The 20,179-nt window shown below is 68.6% G+C and carries 20 protein-coding genes and 1 riboswitch; of the genes, 14 read left to right on the top strand and 6 right to left on the bottom strand.

Going from position 1 to position 20,179, the window contains the following annotated elements; translation table 11 throughout:
• Window positions 1-54 precede the first annotated feature (54 nt).
• Both LDO14_RS13585 and thiE read right to left on the bottom strand, forming a co-directional pair.
• A complete protein-coding gene (locus LDO14_RS13585; RefSeq protein WP_144599985.1) occupies window positions 55-1,560 on the bottom strand; it encodes an RNB domain-containing ribonuclease in 1,506 nt (501 codons plus the stop codon).
• A 36-nt stretch (window positions 1,561-1,596) separates the two neighbouring features.
• On the bottom strand, window positions 1,597-2,331 hold the full coding sequence (gene thiE / locus LDO14_RS13580) for a thiamine phosphate synthase (RefSeq protein ID WP_082581891.1): 735 nt from the start codon (window positions 2,329-2,331) through the stop codon (window positions 1,597-1,599).
• 27 nt (window positions 2,332-2,358) lie between these two features.
• Window positions 2,359-2,478, top strand: a riboswitch (TPP riboswitch).
• Between thiE and thiO the strand changes: the two genes are divergently transcribed.
• From thiO to LDO14_RS13565, 3 genes are all read left to right on the top strand, one after another.
• Window positions 2,471-3,772 carry a glycine oxidase ThiO gene (thiO, locus tag LDO14_RS13575; RefSeq protein ID WP_134163765.1) on the top strand — a complete coding sequence of 434 codons (1,302 nt, stop codon included), beginning with the start codon at window positions 2,471-2,473 and terminating at the stop codon, window positions 3,770-3,772. It overlaps the preceding riboswitch by 8 nt.
• Complete coding sequence (gene thiS, locus LDO14_RS13570) at window positions 3,769-4,005, top strand: sulfur carrier protein ThiS (protein ID WP_056394066.1); 237 nt, start codon at window positions 3,769-3,771, stop codon at window positions 4,003-4,005. Before thiO ends, thiS begins: the two co-directional genes overlap by 4 nt.
• Window positions 4,006-4,009: 4 nt before the next feature.
• Window positions 4,010-4,825: a thiazole synthase gene (locus LDO14_RS13565; protein ID WP_223992152.1), complete on the top strand. Its 816-nt coding sequence runs from the start codon at window positions 4,010-4,012 to the stop codon at window positions 4,823-4,825.
• 87 nt (window positions 4,826-4,912) lie between these two features.
• On the opposite strand, the gene LDO14_RS13560 is transcribed toward LDO14_RS13565, so the two are convergent.
• The 3 genes from LDO14_RS13560 to LDO14_RS13550 are packed head-to-tail and all read right to left on the bottom strand — an operon-like array spanning window position 4,913 to window position 6,175.
• Window positions 4,913-5,215 (bottom strand): hypothetical protein, encoded by a 303-nt coding sequence (locus LDO14_RS13560; RefSeq protein WP_018768574.1) that lies wholly within the window; start codon window positions 5,213-5,215, stop codon window positions 4,913-4,915.
• A 21-nt stretch (window positions 5,216-5,236) separates the two neighbouring features.
• Complete coding sequence (locus LDO14_RS13555) at window positions 5,237-5,461, bottom strand: DUF3107 domain-containing protein (protein ID WP_018768573.1); 225 nt, start codon at window positions 5,459-5,461, stop codon at window positions 5,237-5,239.
• A 48-nt stretch (window positions 5,462-5,509) separates the two neighbouring features.
• Window positions 5,510-6,175 carry a TetR/AcrR family transcriptional regulator gene (locus LDO14_RS13550; RefSeq protein WP_018768572.1) on the bottom strand — a complete coding sequence of 222 codons (666 nt, stop codon included), beginning with the start codon at window positions 6,173-6,175 and terminating at the stop codon, window positions 5,510-5,512.
• A gap of 84 nt (window positions 6,176-6,259) precedes the next feature.
• Between LDO14_RS13550 and moeB the strand changes: the two genes are divergently transcribed.
• Window positions 6,260-7,459, top strand: coding sequence for a molybdopterin-synthase adenylyltransferase MoeB (gene moeB / locus LDO14_RS13545; protein WP_056394059.1), 1,200 nt, complete (start codon window positions 6,260-6,262; stop codon window positions 7,457-7,459).
• Between the two features lie 107 nt (window positions 7,460-7,566).
• Here moeB and LDO14_RS13540 read toward each other — a convergent pair whose 3' ends face one another.
• On the bottom strand, window positions 7,567-8,892 hold the full coding sequence (locus tag LDO14_RS13540; protein WP_134163767.1) for a glutamyl-tRNA reductase: 1,326 nt from the start codon (window positions 8,890-8,892) through the stop codon (window positions 7,567-7,569).
• A 158-nt stretch (window positions 8,893-9,050) separates the two neighbouring features.
• On the opposite strand from LDO14_RS13540, the gene hemE reads away from it, so the two are divergent.
• The 10 genes from hemE (at window position 9,051) to hemL (ending at window position 20,092) form a co-directional block, all read left to right on the top strand.
• Entirely contained in the window at window positions 9,051-10,145 is a 1,095-nt protein-coding gene (hemE, locus tag LDO14_RS13535) for a uroporphyrinogen decarboxylase (RefSeq protein ID WP_043424792.1), read from the top strand.
• Window positions 10,146-10,149: 4 nt separating this feature from the next.
• Entirely contained in the window at window positions 10,150-11,631 is a 1,482-nt protein-coding gene (gene hemG / locus LDO14_RS13530) for a protoporphyrinogen oxidase (protein ID WP_134163768.1), read from the top strand.
• Between the two features lie 112 nt (window positions 11,632-11,743).
• A complete protein-coding gene (locus LDO14_RS13525) occupies window positions 11,744-12,670 on the top strand; it encodes a hypothetical protein (RefSeq protein WP_134163769.1) in 927 nt (308 codons plus the stop codon).
• A gap of 113 nt (window positions 12,671-12,783) precedes the next feature.
• Window positions 12,784-13,485: a hydrogen peroxide-dependent heme synthase gene (hemQ, locus tag LDO14_RS13520; RefSeq protein WP_018768566.1), complete on the top strand. Its 702-nt coding sequence runs from the start codon at window positions 12,784-12,786 to the stop codon at window positions 13,483-13,485.
• Entirely contained in the window at window positions 13,482-14,729 is a 1,248-nt protein-coding gene (locus LDO14_RS13515) for a ferrochelatase (protein ID WP_134163770.1), read from the top strand. Before hemQ ends, LDO14_RS13515 begins: the two co-directional genes overlap by 4 nt.
• Complete coding sequence (gene hemC / locus LDO14_RS13510; RefSeq protein ID WP_134163771.1) at window positions 14,726-15,724, top strand: hydroxymethylbilane synthase; 999 nt, start codon at window positions 14,726-14,728, stop codon at window positions 15,722-15,724. Before LDO14_RS13515 ends, hemC begins: the two co-directional genes overlap by 4 nt.
• 7 nt (window positions 15,725-15,731) lie before the next feature.
• The gene (locus tag LDO14_RS13505; protein WP_134163772.1) at window positions 15,732-16,613 is read left to right on the top strand and encodes a uroporphyrinogen-III synthase; all 882 of its coding nucleotides are present in this window, start codon (window positions 15,732-15,734) and stop codon (window positions 16,611-16,613) included.
• A 57-nt stretch (window positions 16,614-16,670) separates the two neighbouring features.
• Window positions 16,671-17,654: a porphobilinogen synthase gene (gene hemB / locus LDO14_RS13500; protein WP_223992151.1), complete on the top strand. Its 984-nt coding sequence runs from the start codon at window positions 16,671-16,673 to the stop codon at window positions 17,652-17,654.
• Complete coding sequence (locus tag LDO14_RS13495) at window positions 17,651-18,727, top strand: LLM class flavin-dependent oxidoreductase (RefSeq protein WP_018768561.1); 1,077 nt, start codon at window positions 17,651-17,653, stop codon at window positions 18,725-18,727. The genes hemB and LDO14_RS13495 overlap by 4 nt, the downstream gene beginning before the upstream one ends.
• 33 nt (window positions 18,728-18,760) lie before the next feature.
• Window positions 18,761-20,092 (top strand): glutamate-1-semialdehyde 2,1-aminomutase, encoded by a 1,332-nt coding sequence (hemL, locus tag LDO14_RS13490; RefSeq protein WP_018768560.1) that lies wholly within the window; start codon window positions 18,761-18,763, stop codon window positions 20,090-20,092.
• Window positions 20,093-20,179 lie beyond the last annotated feature (87 nt).

Here is a 20,179-nt window from a genome sequence, read left to right as displayed (position 1 = left end):
TAGCTGCAACGTCGCAGAAACACGTTTCGGCCCGCCTGCCGCGGCCGCCGCCGCTTACGGGATCAGCTCGAAATGGATCTCGCGGGTGGTGATGTCCGAGGAAACCAACCGGACCCGGACCTTGGTACCCGACTCCAGCTCGCCGGCGCACCGGGCAGTGACCGCGGGCTCGGCAATCTGGATAATGCCCGAACTTCCGCTGCCGTTTCCGTTCTTCCCGTTGCCGTTTTTCACCGTCCCGGTCCCGTTTCCATTCCCGTTTCCGTTTTGCGGCCGGGAGCCGGAAATCACGATCGCATCGAACTCCTGCCCGATGTGGTTCAGCAGCAGCGCGGCCTCAACGGTGTCCAGGGCCAGTCGTTCCATCCTGGACGCGAGCTGGTCCGATCCGGCCATGATGCCCGGCAGGAGCGGCAGGGCTTCCCGCGCCCAGTCCGGAACATCCCCGCCATTGCTGAGGGCCTCGCAGATCACCAGCACAAAGCGGTCCACCAGGCGGCGGAGCGGCGCGGTGGTGTGGGCATAGGCCGCGCCGATGGCAGACTGCACGCCGTCCTCGGGGACCGTTCCGTCAAAGGCGGTATAGGAGGCGCCCCGGAACAGCATGCCGGCGGAATGCATGATGGCCAGCTGGCGGGGATCGGTGGGATCCAGGGAACGCAGGTATTCGCCGTAGCTGACTTCACCGTCCCAGGGCCTGCCCAGCACCTCGGTCTGCAGCCGGAAATGCTTCAGCGACCGTTCGTCCGGGGCGGGCATGGTGCGCAGGATTCCCACCTTGCCCTCCAGCATGAGCTGCGCGGCGGCCATCCCGGTCATCAGGGAAATCTGCGCGTTCCAGTCCTCCACGGGAAGCTGCGGTACGGCAGCAATGCGGTAGCCGCCGTCGGGCAGCTGGACAATTTCCTGCTCGGGCATGTTGAGGCTGGCCCCGCCGCGTTCCCGCTCCAGGGCCACCCGCTTCAGGCCCACCTCGCGGAGGAGCCGCAGCACCGGCGAGGCCGTCCCGGCGTCGAGGTCTTCCTGCGCACCCTTGTAGCTGAGCTTGTCGCGGCTGCGGACCCGCGCCCGCCTGACGCCCACCGACACAACCGTTGCGTCGCCGTCGAGCGTGAAGTCCCATACGAAAGCCGAACAATCCTGGCCCGGCAGCAGGCTTCCTGCCCCCTCGCTGATCACTTCCGGGTGCAGCGGAATCCGGCCGTCCGGAGCGTAGAACGTCTGGCCGCGGCGCCGGGTCTCGGCGTCCAGGGGACCTCCCGGCGCAACAAACGCCGGCACATCGGCGATCGCGTACATTACCCGGTAGCCGTTCCCGTCCGGTTCGATGAACACCGCCTGGTCCAGGTCCGTGGAGGAGGCCGGATCGATGGTCACGAACTGGACGGCGGTCAGGTCGTAGGACGGAAGCTTCAGCGCTGCCACCGCGGCCCGGGCATCCGCCACTGCCTCAGCCGGGTACGGTCCCGGCAGTTCAAGTTCGGTGCGCAGCAGGCCCAACGCCTCTTCCAGAGCGTTCCTGTGGTCATGGACGTTTGGAGCCAGCCGATGATGTGACACAAAAGTCAGCGTAGCTCCAAGTCCGCCGATATGGCATCAGGCGGCGGCGGCGTCCAATGCGTCGAGGAGGGAGGCGGCAGCGGCGGCGGGATCGGAGGCCTCGGTGATGGCGCGCACCACCACGATCCTGCGCGCACCGGCTTCCGCCACCTGGTGGACGTTTCCGTGGTCAATGCCGCCAATGGCGAACCAGGGCACGGGGTCCGCCGCCTGCCGTGAGGCCTCGGCGGCATACTTCACCAGGTCAGTGCCCACGGCGGACCTGCCGGGTTTGGTGGGGGTTGCCCAGACCGGACCCACGCAGAAGTAGTCCAGCCCGGCTGGTCCGGCAGTTGCTGCCAGGGCGGCGTCCACCTGCCCGGTGGTGTGGCTGGAGAGCCCGATGGCGGCGTTGCCGTTGACCAGCGTGCGCGCCGCCGCCAGCGGCAGGTCCTTCTGGCCGATGTGGAACACCGGTGCCCCGGAGAGGACGGCGATGTCCGCACGGTCATTGACCGCCCACAGCTTTCCGTGCCGTACCGCGGATTCCTTCAGCACCGCCAGGAGGTCCAGTTCCTCGGCCGCCTCGATGGTCTTGTCGCGCAGCTGGATGATGTCCACGCCACCGGCGAACGCGGCGTCAACGAACTCCGCGAAGTCGCCGCGGTCCCGGCGCGCATCGGTGCAGAGGTACAGGCGGGCTGCCTTCAGGGCGTCGTTGTCCCGTGAATTGACGACTTCGGTGGCTGGAGCGTGGTGGCCGGCGGGAAAGGATGGGGTGGACACATTCATGCGTGCAAGCCTAGTTCCTCTAAACTGGGCTGGTACTGCGGGAGCCCGCGGCGGCTGTCACAAAGCGCCGGGCTGAGAGGGCGTCAGAGCCGACCGCTTGACCTGATCCGGTTAATGCCGGCGTAGGGAAGGAACCCACATGCGTACCCCCTTCACCCATCACCCCGGGTCCGCCCGCAGCTCCATTCCCTCCACCCTCCGGGCCGACGTTGCCGTCATCGGCGGGGGAGTGGTGGGGCACGGCATTGCCTGGGAGGCGCAGCGTTCCGGGCGCTCGGTGGTCCTCATTGATGACGCGCCCGGTACCGGCGCCAGCTGGGCGGCGGCCGGCATGCTGGCTCCCGTCAGCGAACTGCATTACCAGGAGGAAGAGCTCCTGGAACTGATGCTTGACGCATCATCGCGCTGGCCCGGGTTCGCCGCCGGGCTGGGCAGGGCAACGGGCGCGGATTCCGGATACCTGACGACGCCGACCCTCGCCGTGGGTGCCGACGCGGCCGACCGCCGGGCGCTGATGGACCTGCGCACAGTCCAGCAGGCCAACGGGCTGGCGGTGGAACCCCTGACCGTGCGGGAGGCCCGGAAGCGTGAGCCGCTGCTCAGCCCGGCCATTGCGTGCGCACTTGATACCCCGGCGGACCACCAGGTGGATCCCCGGCGCCTGGTGGCCGCCTTGCGGCTGGCCCTGGCCGGCGCGGCGCAGGAGCAGCCCCAGCTGGCGGTTGCCGGGGCAGTGGAAGGTTTTGCCGTGCCGGAGCGGGCAGCCGGGCTGCTGTGGGAGGGCGGAACGGTGTCCGGGGTCCGCCTGGCCGGCGGCGGCACGGTGCTGGCAACGGAGACCGTGGTGGCCAATGGCCTGCAGGCGGGGGCGCTTGACGGCCTGCCGGACGGCCTTGAGCTGCCGCTGCGGCCCGTGCACGGGGATATCCTGCGCCTTGCCGTTCCCCGCCACCTTCAGCCCTTGGTGACGTCAACGGTGCGCGGCCTGGTCCACGGCATCCCCGTGTACATCGTTCCCAGGCAGGACGGGACCGTGGTGATCGGAGCCACGCAGCGGGAGGATGCCCTCTCCGATGCCGTGAGTGCCGGCGGCGTCTACCAGCTGCTGCGGGATGCGCAGGCTCTGGTGCCCGCCGTCGCTGAACTCGAACTCCTGGAATGCACCGCCCGCGCCCGCCCCGGTACCCCTGACAACGCGCCGCTCCTGGGCCGGGTGCCGGCCGCTCCGGGCGCCGGGGGAGGACAGGCCGGGCACGTCCCCGGACTCATCATCGCCACCGGGTTCTTCCGGCACGGAGTCCTGCTCACTCCCGCCGCGGCGGCCATCTGCAGGGAACTGCTGGACGGCAGGGCCGATCCCCGCTGGGGTCCCTTCAGCCCGGACCGGTTTTCCAGGCCGGCAACGGCAGCAACAAGCCCCCACATCAAGGAGACTGCGTGAACATCACCCTTAACGGAAACCCGCACACGGTGGCCGACGGAGCTTCGATCACCACGCTGGTCAGCGAGGTCACCGGACGCCCGCTGGCGGACAACGGACAGGCGACCGACGGCGGGAAACTCGGCGTCGCCGTCGCGCACAATGCCCAGGTGGTGCCGCGCAGCCAATGGTTCGCCACCGCGCTCGCCGACGGCGACGACATCGAACTTGTTACAGCAGTACAGGGAGGCTGACGCCATGACCGAAACCAGCACCATCAACCCTGCAGGAAACGCCGGTGCCGGCGACGCCCTGGTGATCGACGGCGTCGCGCTGGGTTCCAGGCTCATCATGGGCACCGGGGGAGCGCCCAGCCTCGATGGCCTGGGCGCGGCGCTCCTTGCCTCCGGCACCGCACTGACCACCGTGGCCATGCGGCGCTACTCCACGGCTGAAACCGGCTCGCTGTTCCAGCTGCTGGTGGATCATGGAATCCGGGTCCTGCCCAATACGGCCGGCTGCTTCACGGCCAGGGACGCGGTCCTTACCGCGGAACTGGCCCGGGAGGCCCTGGAAACAGACTGGGTGAAACTGGAGGTCATCGCCGATGAACAAACCCTCCTGCCGGACGCCGTGGAACTGGTCGAGGCCACCGAGCAGCTGGTCAACCGCGGCTTCAAGGTCTTCGCCTACACCAACGACGATCCTGTGCTGGCCCTGCGGCTGGAGAACCTTGGAGCCACCGCCGTCATGCCGCTGGGTGCCCCGATCGGCACCGGCCTGGGGATCCTGAACCCGCACAACATTGAGCTCATCGTTTCCCGGGCCTCCGTGCCCGTGGTCCTGGATGCCGGCATCGGCACGGCATCCGACGCCTCCCTTGCCATGGAGCTGGGCTGCGACGCCGTGCTGCTGGCCACGGCCGTGACCCGCGCCCAGAACCCCACGCTCATGGGAGAAGCCTTCATGCACGCGGTGATCGCGGGCAGGATGGCCCGGGCGGCCGGGCGCATCCCGCGCCGGGAGCATGCCCTCGCCTCATCCGCCATGGAAGGCCGGGCCGAGTTCCTCTAGGCATCGGCCATTCACTTAAAGGGCTGTGGCCACCACCCGCCTGGGTGGTGGCCACAGCCATATGCCTGGGAGCCTGCCAGCGACGGCTCAGCGCCGCAGGATCGCAGTGAGCCGTTCCGCATCATGGCGCGCCCGCGTACGGCCAAAATAGGCGACGGCGGCGATGGCGGCAGCAATGCCCAGAACGATGGGCAGGACCCAGGGAAGCCAGGTCAGCCCGGGCAGGTAGCCGAAACCGGCCGCCATCAGAATGATCCACACCAGCGCCGCAGCACCCGCGGCGACGCCGGCCGGAAGCGCCGCACCGTACTTGGCGTGCCGCTTGTCATTGGCCCAGACGACGAAGCCGCCGGCGACAGTGGCCAGCACCACGATGGACAGCGAAAGCATGGATCTCCTTGGAACCGGGGACTAGAACTGGCCGAAACCTACGCGCCGAACCTCTTCGGCACCGATTTCCACATAGGCCAGAGCGTTGCCCGGAACAATGATCAGGCGTCCTTTTTCATCCTTCAGGCGAAGTTCGTTGCCTCCGGTGATGGCTTCGCCAACAACCTTGGCCACAGTCTCCGCGTCCTGGTCCGATTCCAGCACGATCTCGCGGCCAACGTTTTGAACGCCGATCTTAATTTCCAAGGGGGCCTCCCAGCCTGTGAAGTTCGTCGATGATGTCTTATTTGTAGTCTAGGACTCTTTGGGGAAGCGAGAGATTCCGCGCCAAGCTAAACGGTAGATGAGGTCACTGGCCACGTTGAGGTCCAGGTTACCGTCCGTTTCCAGCCAGTACCGCGCGCTGACCTGCGCCATTCCGGCCAGTCCGCGGCCAAGGAGTTCGGCCTCGAGGTGGGGGAGCTTGGTGTCCTCGGCAATGACCCTGGCGATGGCGTCGGCGAAGGTCCGGTTGAAGGTTTCCAGCCTGGAGCTGACGTCGGGGTCGTTGATCAGGTCGGACTCGAACACCAGGCGGTGGGCCTGGTCGTCGCTGGCGATGAAATGGAAGTAGGCGCGCATGACGGCCTGGACCCGTTCATCGTTGTCCGTGGTGGAATTCAGGGCACCCAGCATCAACTCGGTCAGGGACGCAAGGTGGCTCTCGAGCAGTGCGAGGTAGAGTTCCCGCTTTGACGGAAAGTGCTGGTACAGCACCGGTTTGCTGACATGGGCGGTCTCTGCAATTTCATCCATGGCCGCGCCGTGGTAGCCGTTGGCCACGAACACCTCCTGGGCGGCGGCAAGCAGCTGTGCGCGGCGCTCATCCCGGGGCAGCCGGGCGGACCGATGGCCTGCGGGGCGGGAGGGAGTTTGCGGTTCGGCGGCGGGCGGGCGGTCAGCCCGTGCTTCAGGGACCACAGTTGTCCTTCTTTCCATTGCAGTTACCTTCACTTTACTGCGGGGTAATATGACCCGGCGGTATCCCGGGGCATACATTGAAGTATGGCTTCGTCTTTCACCGCAAATGTTTCAACCCATTCCCTGGATCCGCTGGTGGAACCGGCCGCCGGCCTCACCCCTGCCGAGGTTGAACGGTACTCCCGGCACCTGATCATTCCCGAGATCGGTGCCCTGGGCCAGCGGCGGCTCAAGAACGCCAAGGTGCTGGTGATCGGTGCCGGCGGCCTGGGCGCCCCGGCCCTGCTGTACCTGGCCGCGGCAGGCGTTGGAACCATTGGAATCGTCGACGACGACGTGGTGGACCTGAGCAACCTGCAGCGGCAGGTGATCCACGGCGTCAGCGACGTGGGCCGGCCCAAGATCGAGTCGGCACGCGATGCCATCGCGGAGCTGAATCCGCTGGTGGATGTCCGGCTGCACAACCTGCGCCTTGACGCGTCCAACGCCCTGGAGTTGTTCCGGGGGTACGACCTCATCCTTGACGGGGCCGACAACTTCGCCACCAGGTACCTGGTGAACGACGCCGCGGCCATCCTGGGCAAGCCCTACGTGTGGGGTTCCATCTTCCGGTTCGACGGCCAGGTCAGCGTGTTCTGGGAGAAGCACGGGCCCACCTACCGCGACCTGTATCCGGAGGCTCCCCCCGCGGGGTCCGTGCCGTCCTGCGGCGAGGGCGGTGTGTTCGGCATGCTCTGCGCTGCCGTGGGATCGCTCATGGTGACCGAGGCAGTGAAGCTGATCACCGGCGTCGGGCGTTCCCTGCTGGGCCGCGTGGCCCTCTTTGACGCCTTGGGCGGCAGCTGGCGGGAGATCCGGGTGTCGAAGGACCCCGCGGCGGAACCCATCACCGAACTCACTGACTACGAGGCTTTCTGCGGCATCGCTCCCGCCTCGCAGGCGGACACGGAACATACAGTCACCGCTACCCAGCTGGCCACCATGCTGGCGTCGCGGAAAGCCGGGCTCAAGGATTTCGAGCTGGTAGATGTCCGCGAAGCCGGGGAATACGACATCGTCCGGATCGACGGGGCCAAACTGATCCCGCAGGGACGGATCCTTGCCGGGGAGGCGTGGGACGAACTTCCGCAGGACCGGGACATCGTGTTCCACTGCAAGGCCGGCACCCGGTCCGCGAACGTGCTGGCAGCGGCACGGCAGGCCGGCTACCAGCGGGTCAGCCACCTTGACGGCGGGATCCTGGCCTGGGTGCGTGAGGTGGAACCCCAGAAGCCCGTCTACTGACGGGACGCTCCATCACTTCCCGCGCCCTTTTGGAGTACGCCCCATCACTTTCCAGAAGAAAGTGATGGGGCGTTGCCGTAAATAGTGCAGGTAGTGATGGGGCGTGGTCAGGCGGTTTCGCGGCCCTGGTGGTCCACCGGGCATTCGGCCTCGACGGCGGCAGGGGAGGCGGTGGCGGGCTGTTCGACAGTGATGCCGTACAGGGCCTCCAGCGCAGCAACGTAGTCGTCCTGCTGGCCGTTCGCAGCGAGTTCGCGGGCGCGGACCGTGGGTACGTGCAGCAGCTGCTTGACCATGCGGCGGAGGGCGAACTCGACTTCCTCGGCGGCGGCGGTGCAGCCGTGGCGGGCACGGACCTTTTCCATCTCCGCGTCCAGGACGTTCATGGTGTGGCGCCGCAGGGCAACAATGGCTGAATCGACGGAGCGGGCTTCACGCTCCTGCTCGAAGGCCTTGGCGGCACCCTTCACGATTCCGCTGGCCTGGGCCAGCGATTCCGCCTGTTCCTGCGGCGCGGCCAGGCGGACTGATTCCAGGGTGAGCAGCTCCACGCCGTCCAGCTCGCCGACGGCGGGGTCGAAGTCGTGGGTGAGGGCAAGGTCGATGGCGATCAGGGGCTGCGGCGAATCGGCGCGCACCTGGGCGAGCTCGTCGGCTTCGACCCGGGTGTCCGACCCACTGCACCCGATCATGACGTCCGCAGCCGCCACTGCGGACCGCAGCGAGTCCACGTCCAGGGCGGTCCCGCCGCGCGAGGCGACAAATCCTTCGGCCCGGCCGGACGAGGAGTAAACGGAGATGTCCGTGCAGCCGCGTTCACGCAGCAGTGCCATGGTGGCCCCGGCGTAGGCGCCGGTCCCGAACAGCACAACCTTCTTGGTTGTCCAGTCCGGGTTTTCGGAAAGATCGGTGGCAAGGTCCAGTGCCACCGAGACGATGGACAGGCCGCGGGAACCGAGCGCCGTCTGCGCGCCAACATCCTTGGCTGTCTTGGAGGCGGCCTGGAAAAGCCGGATGAGGCCGGCGCTGGCAGTGCCGTCGTGCTGGGCGGTAATCAGTGCCCGCCGCACCTGGCCGGCGATTTCGCGTTCACCCACGACGGCGGAGTCCAGTCCCGCGCTGACGGCGAACAGGTGCTGGGTCACCTCGGGTCCGGTGCGTGTGCTGAAGGAACGTGAAACGAGGGGTTCGGCCAGTCCGCTGGCCTCGCTGATCCGGGCCACGAGTGCCGCCCGGGCTGCTTCGACGTCGTTGGGGTTGGCAGCTTCGCCGTAGATTTCGTAGCGGTTGCAGGTGGCCAGCACCACTGCCCCTGCCACGGCGGGGGATTCGGTGAGCGCGGATGCGGCAATCCCGGAGGAACCGTTGCTCAACTGAGCAACGGTTTCAAGGTCGATGTCGGCGTGTGTAGCCACCAATGAGAAAAGAACCACAGCAGACCAATCATAGCTTTTTCGTTGCCTGGTAGAACAACCACCCGAAAGGATAACCGCCACATTCCACCGTGATCCGCGCCACCTCCCCCTGGCCCGCGTTGCCAGCGACAGGTTGTCGTTATCTTTTGCAGCTCTTTTTCGGCACAATCAAAAGCATGACTCCTAGCCCTGCCGTCTCCGCTGCCGGCGCCCTTGCCGCAGACCATCCACTGATGGACGGCCGCACAGCGGATTCACCGCTGATCACGGCCTACCGCGGAGGCAAGCCGTCCCGCCGTCCCGTCTGGTTCATGCGGCAGGCGGGCCGGTCGCTGCCGGAATACCTCAAGGTGCGCGAGGGCATCGCCATGCTGGACTCCTGCCTCCGGCCGGAGCTGGCCTCCGAAATCACGCTCCAGCCCGTACGCCGCCACGATGTGGACGCGGGCATCTTCTTCTCGGACATCGTCATCCCGCTGAAGCTCGCCGGCGTGGGCGTGGACATCGTTCCCGGGGTGGGCCCGGTCCTTGACATGCCGGTGCGTACGGCGGCCGACGTTGCCGCCCTGCCCCAGCTCACCTGGGAAGCCCTGGAACCCATCCGCGAAGCCGTCCGCCTGACCGTGGCCGAACTGGGCAAGACGCCGCTGATCGGGTTTGCCGGCGCACCGTTCACCCTGGCCGCCTACATGGTGGAAGGAAAACCCAGCCGTGACCACCTCGGCCCGCGGACCATGATGCATGCGGATCCGGAGACGTGGACCGCCCTGGCCAACTGGGCTGCCGATGCCTCGGGCATGTTCCTCCAGGCCCAGCTGGAGGCAGGCGCATCCGCCGCCCAGCTCTTTGACTCCTGGGCGGGTTCGCTGGGACTGGCCGATTACACCAAGTACGTTGCACCGGCGTCGGCCCGCGCCCTGGACCATGTCCGCCACCTCGGGGCTCCGCTCATCCACTTCGGCACCGGCACCTCCGAACTTCTCGTTGCCATGCGCGACGTGGGTGTGGATGTGGTGGGCGTCGACTACCGGCTGCCGCTCGATGAGGCCAACCGCCGGCTGGGCGGAACCGTCCCGCTGCAGGGAAACATCGACCCCGCACTGCTGGCGGCTCCTTGGGACATCCTCGAGGCCCATGTCCGCGAGGTCATCGCCGCCGGCTCCGCCGCCCCCGGCCACGTCCTGAACCTGGGACATGGAGTGCCGCCCGAAACCGACCCGGACGTCCTGACCCGGGTGGTGGAGCTCATCCACTCCATCTCGCCGGAGTAGCCACATGGGCAGTTCTGCGGCGAGGCCCGGCACGGCACTGGTGGTGGGCGGCGGAATCTCCGGGCTGCTGTCCGCCCGGGAACTCGCCGCGGCCGGCCACGAGGTGACGGTCCTGGAGGCGGGCCCGGCGTGGGGCGGCTGCGTGGGCAGCCACACGGTAGCGGGTCTCACGCTGGACAGTGGCGCCGAGTCGTTCGCCACGCGGTCCGACGCCGTCGCGCGGCTGTGCGCAGAACTTGGCCTGGGCGCAAGGATCGTTCCGCCCCGCCCCGGAGGTGCGTGGGTGCAGCTTCCGGATGGTGCCCGCGAACTTCCCAGGACCGGCGTCCTGGGCATCCCCGCCAACCCCTGGGATCCTGAAGTCCGGCGCACCCTGGGTACCCTGGGCTCGCTGCGGGCCTCCCTGGACAGGCTGCTGCCCGCTTCCGTGGGCGCCGGTGCGGGCGTCACCAGCGTCTCCGCGCTGGTCAGGGCCCGGATGGGTTCGCGGGTGCTGGAGCGCCTGGTCTCGCCGGTGGTGGGCGGCGTCCACTCCGCAGATCCCGGGCTGCTCGACGTCGACATGGTGGCTCCAGGGCTGCGGGCAGGGTTGCGCCGGCACGGTTCCCTCGCTGCCGCGGTTTCGGCCCAGCGGCGCGGGGCCGGTGAGAATTCCGGGGCAGCCGGCGCCGGCACCCCACTCCAGCCCGGCCAAGCAGGAAAACCTGCCAAGGCCGGTTCCGCAGTCGCGGGCCTCGAAGGCGGCATGCACACCCTGGTGGAGGCACTGGTGGAAGATCTCAGGCGACGGGGCGTCGCCCTGCTGGCGAACACCGCTGCCACCTCTGTATCCCGCACCCCTGAAGGCTGGCTGGTGGAGGCCGGCGGTGCAGCCTTCCGCACCGCCCTGCTGGTGGTGGCCGTGGATGGCCCGGCCGCCGTCGGACTGCTGGAACATGCCGTCCCGCTGATCGCAGGGAAGAAGCCTGCGTCCGGACCTGACGTCAAGCTGGTCACCATGGTCCTGGACAAACCGGACCTTGACCGGCGGCCCCGGGGGACAGGAATCCTGGTGGCCCCGCAAACGCCGGGCATCGAGGCAAAGGCGCTGACGCATGCAACGGGCAAATGGGACTGGCTGGCGGCTGCTGCCGGCCAGGGACGCCACGTGGTGCGCCTTTCCTACGGCCGGGTGGACGGCGCTTCGGTGCACCAGCCTGCCGGACCGGAAACCGATGACGAGCTCTTCGCAGCCGCCCTGCGGGACGCTTCCGCTCTCCTGGGCCTCCAGATCGCCGGCGGGGACGTGCGCGGATGGGACGTTGTCCGATGGCGCGGCTCGCTGCCGTTCGCAGCCGTGGGGCACCGCGCCCGGGCAGCAGAGATCCGCCAGGCCTGCACCGCCGCCGGTGGCCTGGCAATCGTGGGCGGCTGGGTGGCCGGAAACGGCCTCGCCGCCGTCGTTGCCGACACACGTGAGCAAATCGGCCAATTAACCGCCGCCTAGGCATCGGTGCTGGTCAGCCCGGCGCGTCGGGTTCTTGGCAGTATCCACCCGCACGCCCCGCGGCCCTTCCCGGTTTTCAATCGGCCATCCGTTCTGGTTAGGGTCGATGACTATGGTTCAACACAGGTCCGAGCTTTCCATGTCCCGGACCGGTATCCATGGGGGACTCCGACGCGGTACTGCAGCCGCTGCGTTCGGAGCGGTACTGGTTCTTTCCACCGGCGTGCAGGCGTCCTTGGCTGACGACGCGGTTCCCCCTCCCCAAGACTCCCCAGCGCAGGCGTCCCCGGCCGGAACGGCCGCGGACGGTGCAACTGCCACCCCTCGTGGCAAGGTTCCGGCCATCCCTGCCGTGCCGGGAGCATTGCTGCCGGCCGTGAAGGCTTCGCTCGCACCCAGTTCGACGACGGCGACGGCACAGGCCACAGCGCAGGCTTCGATGACGGGACTGCCGCTTCCGGACGTCCCGCTGCCCGCAGTCTCCGGAACGCCTTTGGTGACCGGCGGCCCGACCACCTCGACTGCGGCGCCGGCCGGCGGAGCATCCTCCACGGCAACCCGACCAGGATCCGGCACCCAGCCGGGGCCCACCTCAGCCACCGCGCCAGGGGTTGCCCCCGCGGCCGGTACCTCCCCGGCGGGGGGCGCCCCGGCCCCGACGCCTCCCTCGCCTGGAACAGAAGCGGCAGGCCAGGCGTCCGGTTCACAGGATGCCGTAGCAGCCCCCGGCGGGGCGGCAGGTACCGCCACCGGTGGAGAGGCCGGTGGAGAAGCGGCCGGCCCGGCCGCGAGTGGGGGAGCGGTTGCGCCTTCTCCCACCCTGCCCACGTCGCTGCCCACCGCGCTGTCCATCAATGCACGCCAGTCCCAGCCCACCCGGGTGCCGCAGGCTGCCGCTGCACCCGCGGGCCCGGGCCGCGCCGTTTCCTCCACCGGCCCCCTGCCGGACATGCCGGATGCCATGGTGTGGCTGGGCGCCGGACTGGTTGGCGTGGGTGCCGCCGCCGGGTTGGTCTTCCTGCGCATGCGCCGCCCCTGAGGATGCGGCGCCGGAAGCCCTCCACGGCAGGCAAACGTGACTTTGCTCACTTCTACGAGTCGTAGAACTCTTCGGTTTCGCCTTGGGGGCAGCGAAGGGGCAAACTTGTAACCATGAGCCACACTTCTGCCGAATCTGTCACTAAAACCGAAGAATCAGCCGAGCAGTTCTTTACCCTCTGGACGGTATTCAAGCGGTCAGAGTCAGTGGTCCGCAGCGCCGACGCCGCCGCCGACTTCGAAGCGCTGCTGGAGCGGCTCGCCGCGGCCGGCGTCACGCACCGGGGCAGCTACGACGTCTCGGCCATGCGCGCCGACGCCGACGTCATGGTGTGGCTCCACGGCCCCAAGCCCGAGGCGCTGCAGCAGGCCATCCGCGACATCCGCCGCAGCCCCCTCTTCGCGGGCACGGAGATCGTGTGGTCCGCCATGGGCGTCCACCGCGAGGCGGAGTTCGCCAAGAACCACACGCCCGCCTACTCGCGGGGCGTCGCTCCGGCCGAGTGGCTGTGCGTCTACCCGTTCGTGCGCTCCTACGAGTGGTACATCCTGCCGGAGGCCGAGCGCGGCAAGATGCTCCGCGACCACGGCCTGCTGGGCAGGGACTTCCCCCAGGTCATCTCCAACACCGTCTCCTCCTTCGCCCTGGGGGACTGGGAATGGATCCTCGGCCTGGAAGCACCCGAACTGGTGGACCTCGTGGACCTGATGCGCCACCTGCGCGCCACGGAGGCCCGCAACCATGTCCGCGAGGAAGTTCCGTTCTACACCGGACGCCGGATCACCGCCGAAGAAGTAGCAGAGGTGCTCGCATGAACCCGCTCGACCCCACACTTGCCACCGCCGTGAACCCCGTCACCGAGGCCGGGCGCATGGCCCCCAAGAATTACGACGCCGTCCTGCTCGCCTCCTTCGGCGGTCCGGAAGGCCAGGAGGACGTCATCCCGTTCCTCCGCAACGTCACGCGCGGCCGGGGGATCCCGGACGAGCGGCTCGAGGAAGTCTCGCACCATTACCGCGCCAACGGCGGCGTGAGCCCCATCAACCAGCAGAACCGGGAACTCAAGGCAGCGCTGGAAGCCGAACTGGCTGCCCGCGGCATCGACCTGCCCGTGCTGTGGGGCAACCGGAACTGGGCGCCGTACATCCCCCAGACCCTGCAGGAAGCGTACGACGCCGGCCACCGCAGGGTGCTGATGCTCACCACGAGTGCCTACTCCTGCTACTCCAGCTGCCGCCAGTACCGCGAGGACATCGGCATGGCCCTGACGGAGACCGGCCTGGACGGCCGGCTGGAAGTGGACAAGGTCCGCCAGTACTTCGACCACCCCGGTTTCGTGGAGCCGTTCGTCGAGGGAACTGCCGCAGGACTGGCCGATGTGCGCGCCAAGCTTGCCGACGCCGGAAGCCCCGACGCGCCCGTCCACATCCTGTTTGCCACGCACTCCATCCCTACCCGGGATGCTGAGGCCGCGGGGCGGTCCGAGGGTGAGCCGCGTGAGTTCGAGGAAGGGTCCGCCTACGTGGCGCAGCACCTCGCCAACGCCGCGGCCGTCATCGGGCGGGTCCAGGATGAAACCGGCCTGACCGCACCGTGGTCCCTGGTGTACCAGTCCCGTTCGGGCGCCCCGCACGTGCCGTGGCTGGAACCGGACATCAATGACGCCATCGAGGAACTCGCCGGGCAGGGCGTCAAGGGCATCGTCATCGTCCCCCTGGGCTTTGTCAGCGACCACATGGAAGTTGTCTGGGACCTGGACACCGAGGCCATGGAAACGTGCGCAAACCTCGGCCTTGCGGCCACCCGCGTCCCCACCCCCGGTACCCACCGCACGTTCGTTAATGGACTGGTGGACCTCATCTGCGAGCGGACGGTGGCCAACAACATCAGCGACCGTCCCGCCCTGACGGATCTTGGCCCCTGGTACGACGTCTGCCGCCCGGGCTGCTGCGCCAACTTCCGCGGCGAAAAACCCACGATTGCAGGAGCCGACACCACCGTGGGCACGGGGCATGACCCTTATCCCTCGGGGGATGCCGGCGAGACGGCGCAGCCGTGACGGTCCGGATTGGAACCCGCGCCAGCAAACTGGCGCTCACCCAGACCCAGCAGACCGCGGACCAGCTCGCCGCCGTCGGGGGTTTCCCGGTGGAACTGGTGCACATCCGCACTGACGGTGACGTCCTCACCGGGTCGCTGTCCCAGATGGGCGGCACGGGCGTCTTTGTTGCGGCCCTGCGCGACGCGCTGCTGCGCAGTGAGTGCGACGTCGCCGTCCATTCGCTCAAGGACCTGCCCACCGGTGCGGCCGTAGGACTCAGCCTTGCCGCCACGCCGCGCCGGGTGGACGTCCGCGACGTCCTGTGCGCCCGCGATGGGTTCAAGCTGGCCGACCTGCCTGCCGGAGCCCGGGTCGGCACCGGGTCGCCCCGCCGCGCTGCACAGCTGCGGGCCGCCCGCGCCGACCTGGACATTGTCGACATCCGCGGCAACGTGGACACCCGCCTGGGCCGTGTTCCCGGCCTGCCAGGCAACTCCACTGACCAAGTGGTCCCCGGGAAATCCTGCGACCTGGACGCCGTGGTTCTTGCTGCCGCCGGCCTTGAGCGCATTGGCCGGCTGGACGCCGTCACCGAGTACCTCGAAACGGACGTGATGCTGCCCGCGGCCGGACAGGGATCACTGGCCATCGAGTGCCGTACTGCCGACGCGCCGCCCAAACCGGGATCGGATGAAGGATCCCGTGAGGTCCTGGCCCAAGCCCTCGCTGCCCTGGATCACCCCGACACCCGCCTTGCCGTGACGGCAGAGCGCGCCCTGCTGGCCCGGCTCGAAGCAGGCTGTGCAGCCCCGGTAGGCGCCTATGCCTACCGGAAGGGCAGCATGCTGCACCTGGAAGCCGTGGTGTGCGCCGTCGATGGCACCGCAACGGTCCGGGACAAGCGCGCCACGGACGGACTCACGGAAGTCGGGGCCACCCTGCTGGGCATCGAACTGGCCGAAGCGCTGCTTGCCGCCGGAGCCGCCGACATCGCAGACCTGCAGGCGTCCTGACCCGGCGATGACGCAGCCTTCCCGCAGGTCCGGACCGCAGATTCCACCAAGCCAATCCCTGCTGGGCGGAGCCCGCGTCCTCGTCACGCGCAGCCCGGAGCGGTCCGGTGCCCTGGTGGAGGCCCTGGCCGGAGCCGGCGCGATGCCGGTGCTGCTGCCGCTCATCGACTTCGAACGGGCCCCGGACCAGCACGCGCTCGACGTCGCCTGCGACGCCCTGGCGGCAGGGGCCTTCGACTGGCTGGTGGTCAGCAGTGCCACTACCGTGCATGTCCTGATGGAAAAGGCCGCCGAGCGTGGCCTTGGCCTGGGCCAGTTGGTCCCCTCCGGTACCCGGATCGCCGCGATCGGCCCCGCCACGCGGAGGCTGCTGTCGGCGGGCGGGCTGGATGCCGCCCTCACCCCCGCCGGCGAACAGTCGGCCACCGGCCTCCTCGCGGTATGGCCCGGCGGCGGCAGGATCCTGCTGCCGCAGGCGGACATCGCAGCCGGCACACTGGCAGAGGGCCTCGCTGCCGCAGGCAGCGCCGTCACCGCCGTAACGGCCTACCGCACCGTCGACTATCCGGCGGCAGCCGACCGCAGGCTCGCCGTGCAGCCGGAAGACGGCGACGCCGGCCAGCACCCGCCGTCGTACTCCCTCCTGACGCCCGAAACGGCCGCCGCGGACATCGCCGAAGGGCGCATAGCGTCCGTGATCGCCGCCTCGCCGAGCGCCGTACGCCGTATTTCCGCCCTTGGTCCCCTGGGCGGCTGCCGGCTGGTGGTGATCGGCCGTTCGACGGCGGACCAGGCTGCTGCCCTGGGCCTGGACGTGGCTGCGGTGGCGGCTGAGCCCACACCGGACGGGCTGGTGGCGGCCGTCGCGAAGGCCCTCAACCCGCCCTGACCGTCCCGCCCCGGTATGCCCCCTCAAGCTTCAAGAACAACGCGAAGGACAGGACCCATGACTTTCCCCAACCAACGCCCCCGCCGCCTGCGCATCACCCCCGCCATGCGCCGGCTGACCGCCGAAACCCGCCTCTCGCCGGCGGAACTCATCCTTCCGGCCTTCATCCGCGAGGGACTGACCGAACCCAACCCCATCACTTCCATGCCGGGGGTGGTCCAGCACACCACCGACACGCTCAAGCGGGCCGCGGCGGAGGCCGTTGAGCTCGGCCTGGGCGGCATCATGCTCTTCGGCATCCCGGAAACCCGTGACGCCGAAGGCTCGGCATCACTCGACCCGGAGGGAGTGCTGAACAAGGCCATCCGGGACGTCCGCGCCGAAGTGGGCGATGACCTGGTGGTCATGAGCGATGTGTGCCTGGACGAATTCACCGACCACGGCCACTGCGGAGTCCTCGACGCCGACGGGTACGTGGACAACGACCGCACCGTGGAGATCTACGCCAGGATGGCCGTTGCACAGGCGGAGGCCGGCGCGCACATGCTGGGCCCCTCCGGCATGATGGACGGCCAGATCGCCGCCATCCGGTCGGCCCTGGATCAAGCCGGATATGCCAACACCTCCGTCATCGCCTACGCCGCCAAGTACGCCTCGGCGTTCTACGGGCCGTTCCGCGAAGCGGTGGACTCACAGCTCAAGGGCGACCGGCGGACCTACCAAATGGATGCCGGCAACCGCACCGAAGCCCTCCGCGAGGTTGAACTGGACCTCGCCGAGGGCGCGGACATCATCATGGTCAAACCGGCCATGAGCTACCTGGACATCGTGGCCGACGTTGCCGCGATGAGTCCCGTCCCGGTGTCCGCCTACCAGATTTCCGGTGAATACGCCATGATCGAGGCCGCCGCCGCCAACGGCTGGATCGACCGCCGCGCAGCCATCACCGAGTCCGTCCTGGGCATCCGGCGGGCCGGGGCCCACATGGTCCTCACGTACTGGGCCGCCGAACTGGCCGGCTGGCTGAAGGAAGCCCGGTGACAGCCGGGCAGGCCGCGGAACCCACCGCGCCGGTGGGGGAGGACCGCATCCTCCTCGGCCTGAACACCTTCGGTGACGTTGGCGAGGCTCCGGACGGCAGCCAGCAGCCGCACGCCCAGGTCCTGCGCCAACTGCTGGAACAGGCGGAACTTGCCGACGCCGTCGGGCTCCATGCCTTTGGCGTGGGGGAGCACCACCGCAAGGACTACGCGGTGTCAGCGCCGGAAGTCTTCCTGGCCGCCGCTGCCGCCCGCACAACCCGCATCCGGCTGGGCTCCGCCGTAACAGTCCTGAGCTCGGATGACCCCATCCGTGTCTTCCAGCGCTTTTCCACTGTGGACGCCATTTCGAACGGCCGCGCCGAAGTGATGCTGGGGCGCGGATCCTTCATCGAATCCTTCCCCCTGTTCGGCCTGGACCTGGCCGACTATGAGGTCCTGTTCGAAGAGAAACTCGAGTTGTTCGACAAGGTCCGCGCGCAAAAGCCCGTGCACTGGGAAGGCCGCACCCGGCCCGCGCTGCACGGCCTGAGCGTCTATCCGCCCCTGGAGCACCACCTGCTGCCCACGTGGATCGGGGTGGGCGGAACACCAGAATCGGTGCTGCGCTGCGCCCAGTACGGCTATCCCATCATCTTTGCCATCATCGGCGGCCAGCCGCGCGGCTTCCGGCCGCTTGCCGACCTCTACCGGGAGGCGATGGCCAAGTACGGGCACCCCATGCAGCAGATGGCCACGCACTCGCCCGGGCACGTGGCCGACACCGATGAGCAGGCCCGGGAAGAACTGTTCCCGCACTGGCTGAAGCTGCGCAACAAGCTCGGCGCCGAACGCGGATGGGGACCGGCCGGCCGGGGAGAGTTCGACGCCCTGTGCTCCGCGGAAGGCGCCCTCTACGTCGGATCGCCGGAAACGGTGGCCCAAAAAATCGTCAGGCTGAAGCGGAACCTGGGTGTGGACCGCTTCGACTTGAAATACAGCAACGGACCGCTGCCGCACGCGGCCATGATGCGTTCAATCGAACTGATGGGCACCGCGGTGGCGCCCCGGGTGGCAGAGCTGCTCGCCGGCTGACTGCGCTTCCGGCTAACTGAGAGAATAGAAACCATGACTTCCAGCAATCCTCGCAACGAGGCACTCTTCGACCGCGCCCGCCAGCTGATGCCGGGCGGAGTCAATTCGCCGGTCCGGGCCTTCGGCTCCGTCGGCGGGACGCCGCGCTTCATGGTCTCCGCCAAGGGGCCCTACCTGACCGACGCCGACGGCAAGGAATACGTGGACCTGGTCTGCTCCTGGGGCCCGGCGCTGCTGGGGCACGCCCACCCGGCCGTGCTGGATGCCGTCCACGCCGCCGTCGACCGCGGCCTCTCCTTCGGCGCTTCCACCCCGGACGAAGCGAACCTGGCCGAAATCGTGAAGGAGCGCGTCCCCGCCGTCGAGCGCCTCCGCATGGTCTCCACCGGCACCGAAGCCACCATGACGGCGGTCCGGCTGGCCCGCGGGTTCACCGGCCGCAACCTCATCATCAAGTTCGCCGGCTGCTACCACGGCCACCTCGATGGACTCCTGGCCGCTGCAGGCTCCGGCGTGGCAACCCTCGCCCTGCCCGGTTCCGCCGGCGTCACGGAAGCCACCGCCGCCGAAACCCTGGTGCTGCCCTACAACGACCTCCAGGCCGTCAAGGAAGCCTTCGCCACGCACGGATCCAATATCGCGGCCGTCATCACCGAAGCGGCGCCCGCCAACATGGGTGTGGTCACCCCCGCCGAAGGGTTCAATGCAGGGCTTTCCCGGATCACCCGCGAGCATGGCGCGCTGCTCATCGTCGACGAGGTCCTGACCGGTTTCCGCACCGGCTACTCCGGCTACTGGGGCCTCACCGGAGGCGCACCGGATGCCGAGGACCCCTGGACTCCGGACCTGCTCACCTTCGGCAAGGTCATCGGCGGCGGAATGCCGACGGCGGCACTGGGCGGACGTGCCGACGTCATGGACTACCTGGCCCCCACCGGCCCGGTCTACCAGGCCGGAACGCTTTCCGGGAACCCGGTGGCCATGGCGGCAGGTGTGGCAACCCTGACGCACGCCACGCGGGACGTTTATTCCTTCATCGACGTCCGGTCCCTCGAACTGTCCTCCGCGCTGTCCAACGCCCTGGATGCCGCGGGGGTGGACCACTCCATCCAGTTCGCCGGCAACCTGTTCTCGGTGGCCTTCGGAACCTCGGCCCACGGCGTCCACAACTACGCCGACGCCCAGGCTCAGGAGGCGTTCCGCTACGCGCCGTTCTTCCACTCCATGCTGGAGTCCGGCGTGTACCTGCCGCCGTCGGTCTTCGAGGCCTGGTTCCTCTCCGCCGCGCACGACGATGATGCCATGAACCGGATCTACGACGCCCTTCCCGCGGCAGCCAGGGCCGCAGCCGCCGCCCAGGGGTAGGAACAGCGAAAAGGCGCGTCCCGGCGTCGTGAACCTGCCGCCGGGACGAAAAATCCCCGCCTTCCGGACAAATCCCACTGCATGCGA

Source organism: Arthrobacter sp. NicSoilB11 (assembly GCF_019977375.1).
In the GTDB taxonomy this organism is placed as follows: Bacteria; Actinomycetota; Actinomycetes; order Actinomycetales; family Micrococcaceae; genus Arthrobacter.
This window is presented reverse-complemented; position numbering and strand designations above follow the sequence as displayed.